The organism is Nocardia farcinica (genome assembly GCF_029867845.1).
In the GTDB taxonomy this organism is placed as follows: domain Bacteria; phylum Actinomycetota; class Actinomycetes; order Mycobacteriales; family Mycobacteriaceae; genus Nocardia; species Nocardia farcinica_A.
The window spans coordinates 1-3,606 of record NZ_JARWRU010001134.1; the positions used below are offsets into that span (position 1 = coordinate 1).

At 71.8% G+C, this 3,606-nt stretch carries 2 protein-coding genes and 1 pseudogene; all 3 read right to left on the reverse strand.

What is annotated here, in order from left to right; genetic code table 11:
* Positions 1-88 (reverse strand): annotated as a pseudogene (locus tag QH283_RS25300) (pantetheine-phosphate adenylyltransferase); the annotation flags it as partial.
* Positions 89-155: 67 nt separating this feature from the next.
* Entirely contained in the window at positions 156-722 is a 567-nt protein-coding gene (gene rsmD / locus QH283_RS25305; RefSeq protein WP_280505438.1) for a 16S rRNA (guanine(966)-N(2))-methyltransferase RsmD, read from the reverse strand.
* Positions 722-3,606 (reverse strand): pyruvate carboxylase (locus QH283_RS25310; protein ID WP_280505439.1); only part of this gene is annotated, 2,885 nt, incomplete at its 5' end. The genes QH283_RS25310 and rsmD, both read right to left, overlap by 1 nt.

Below are 3,606 nucleotides of genomic sequence, written 5' to 3' on the forward strand. Positions count from 1 at the left end.
CGCCGAACTGCGCGGCCGCGCGGGCGAATACGGCGAGGTGTCCGTTGGGCACCGGATCGAACGAACCGGGGCACAGTGCTCCACCCATGGGCCAGACGCTATCACCGCGTGGCCGTACGGCCACGCGGTGATTCGTCACAGGTGACGTCCCGCCGTCAGTCCTGCTCGGGCTCGTATTCGGCCGACTCCAGCCTGGTCTCGCCGTAGCGGCGCGGCGCGGCCGGAACGAAGCCGGCGGGCCAGTCCAGTTCCGGGCCGCGCACCGAGCGCTCGACCACCACCAGCGCGCCGGGCGCCAGCCAGCCGCCCGCGGCCAGCTGGGCCACCTCGGCGGCGAGGGTGGCCGAGTCCAGCTCGTAGGGCGGGTCGGCGAACACCAGGTCGAATGCGCCCGCTCCGCCCTGGGCGAGCACGGCGGACACCGTCCCGACCCGCAGCTCCGCGCCGGGCAGGCCGAGTTCGGCGATATTGGCGCGCACCACCTGTGCGGCCTTGCGGTCGGCTTCCACGAGCAGCGCGTTGGCGGCGCCGCGCGAGAGCGCCTCCAGGCCGAGGGCGCCCGAGCCTGCGTAGAGATCGAGCACCCGCGCGCCGTCGAAGTCCATCCGCGCGGCCAGTGAGCTGAACAGGGCTTCGCGCACCCGGTCCGAGGTGGGCCGGGTGCCCGAGGGCGGCACCCGCAGCCTGCGGCCGCCGGCCACGCCCGCGACGATCCGCGGCATCAGGCCGGGGACTCGCGCAGCTGGAGTTCCACCAGCAGGTCACCGCCTTCGACCTGCTGCACCTTCGTGGTGGCGATCCGGCCGACCACGCCCGCGCGCGGCGCGGTGATGGCGGCCTCCATCTTCATGGCCTCGATGGTGGCGACGGTGTCGCCGACCGCGACGGTGTCGCCCTCGGCCACGGCCAGGGTCACCACGCCCGCGAACGGGGCGGCGATGTGCGCCGGGTTGTTCTTGTCGGCCTTCTCCGCCACCGGCACCTCGCTGGCGATGGAACGGTCCCGCACCGCGATCGGCCGCAGCTGGCCGTTGAGGATGCACATGACCGTGCGCATGCCCTTCTCGTCGGGGTCGGAGATGGCCTCCAGCCCGATGAGCAGGGTGACGCCCTTCTCCAGCTGGACGCGATGCTCCTCGCCGCGACGCAGACCGTAGAAGAACTGGTTGGCCGACAGGCCCATGGTGTCGCCGTAGCGGTCCCGGTGGGCCAGGATTTCGGCGGTGGGGCCGGGGAAGAGCAGCCGGTTGAGGGTGGCGCGCCGCTGTGCGGAATCCCCGGACAGCGCGGCCTCGTCCTCCGGCGAGAGCGGCGTCTCCGGCTTGGCCGGGCCGCGCCCCTCGAGCGCGCGGCTGCGGAACGGCTCGGGCCAGCCGCCGGGCGGGGTGCCCAGTTCACCGCGCAGGAAGCCGATCACCGAGTCCGGGATGTCGTAGCGGGCCGGGTCGGCGGCGAAGTCGTCGGCGCTCGCGCCGGTGCCGACCAGCGCCAGCGCCAGATCGCCGACGACCTTCGACGACGGCGTCACCTTCACCAGCCTGCCGAGCACCCGGTCGGCGGCCGCGTACTGGGCCTCGACCTCCTCGAACCGGTCGCCCAGGCCAAGCGCGATGGCCTGCTGACGCAGGTTCGACAGCTGACCACCGGGGATCTCGTGGGTGTACACCCGGCCCGTCGGCGCGGGCAGCCCGGATTCGAACGGCGCGTACACCTTCCGCAGCGCCTCCCAGTACGGCTCCAGATCGCACACCTTCCGCAGATCCAGACCGGTGTCGTACTCGGTGTGCGCGGCCGCGGCAACGATCGCCGACAACGCGGGCTGACTGGTGGTGCCCGCCATCGCCGCGCTCGCGCCGTCGACCGCGTCCGCACCGGCCTGCCAGGCCGCCAGATAGGTGGCCAGCTGACCACCGGGGGTGTCGTGGGTGTGCACGTGCACCGGCAGGTCGAAGTTGCCGCGCAGCGCGGTCACCAGCTTCGCCGCCGCGGGCGCCCGCAACAGACCGGCCATGTCCTTGATGGCGAGCACGTGCGCGCCCGCCTCGACGATCTGCTCGGCCAGCTTCAGGTAGTAGTCGAGTGTGTACAGGTCCTCGGCCGGGTTCATGATGTCGCCGGTGTAGGACAACGCCACCTCGGCCACCGCCGTGCCGGTCTCGCGCACGGCCTCGATCGCCGGACGCATCTGATCGACATTGTTCAACGCGTCGAAGATGCGGAAGATGTCGATGCCGGTGCTGGTGGCCTCGGAGACGAACGCCCTGGTCACCTTCTCCGGGTACGGGGTGTAGCCGACGGTGTTGCGACCACGCAGCAGCATCTGCAGGCAGATGTTCGGGATCGCCTCGCGCAGGGCCGCCAGCCGCTCCCACGGGTCCTCGTACAGGAACCGCAGCGCCACATCGTAGGTGGCGCCGCCCCAGCACTCCACCGACAGCAGCTCCGGCGTCAGCCGCGCCACATGCCCGGCCACCCCGAGCAGGCCGTTGGTGCGCACCCGGGTGGCCAGCAGCGACTGATGCGCGTCACGGAAGGTCGTATCGGTGACGCCGACGGCCTTCTGCTCGCGCAGCGCCCGCGCGAACCCCTCCGGCCCCAGCGCCAGCAGCCGCTGCCGCGAACCGTCCGGCGGCGGCGCACTCAGATCGATCGCGGGCAGCTTGTCGTGCGGATACACCCGCGTCGGACGCTCACCGTGCGGCTTGTTCACCGTCACGTCGGCGAGGTATTCGAGGATCTTGGTGCCGCGGTCGGCCGACTGGCGCAGGCTCAGCAGCTGCGGGCGCTCCTCGATGAACGAGGTGGTGACCCTGCCCGCCTTGAAGTCCTCGTCGTCGAGCACCGCGAGCAGGAACGGGATGTTGGTCGTGACGCCGCGGATGCGGAACTCCGCCAGGGCCCGGCGGGCGCGCGCGGCGGCGGCGGGCAGATCCCGGCCGCGGCAGGTCAGTTTGACCAGCATGGAGTCGAAGTAGGCGCCGATCTCGGCGCCGAGGTTCGCGCCGCCGTCCAGGCGGATGCCCGCGCCACCCGGGGTGCGGTAGCCGGTGATGCGGCCGGTGTCGGGGCGGAACCCGTTGGCCGGGTCCTCGGTGGTGATGCGGCACTGCAACGCCGCGCCGCGGATTGTCACCTTCTCCTGGCTCAACCCCAGATCCGCCAGCGACTCCCCGGCCGCGATGCGCAGCTGCGACTGCACCAGGTCCACGTCGGTGATCTCCTCGGTCACCGTGTGCTCGACCTGGATGCGCGGATTCATCTCGATGAACACGTGGTTGCCGCGCTCGTCGAGCAGGAACTCCACGGTGCCCGCGTTGCAGTAGCCGATCTGCCGGGCGAAGGCGACCGCGTCGGCGCAGATCCGCTCCCGCAGCGCCGGGTCGAGGTTCGGTGCGGGCGCGAGTTCGATCACCTTCTGGTGGCGGCGCTGCACCGAGCAGTCACGCTCGAACAGGTGCATGACATCGCCCTGGCTGTCGGCCAGGATCTGCACCTCGATGTGGCGCGGGTTCACCACCGCCTGCTCGAGTAACCCCGTCGTATCGCCTAACGCCGACTCCGCCTCGCGCGAGGCCGCCTCGATCGCCTCCCGCAGCTGCGCGGGCT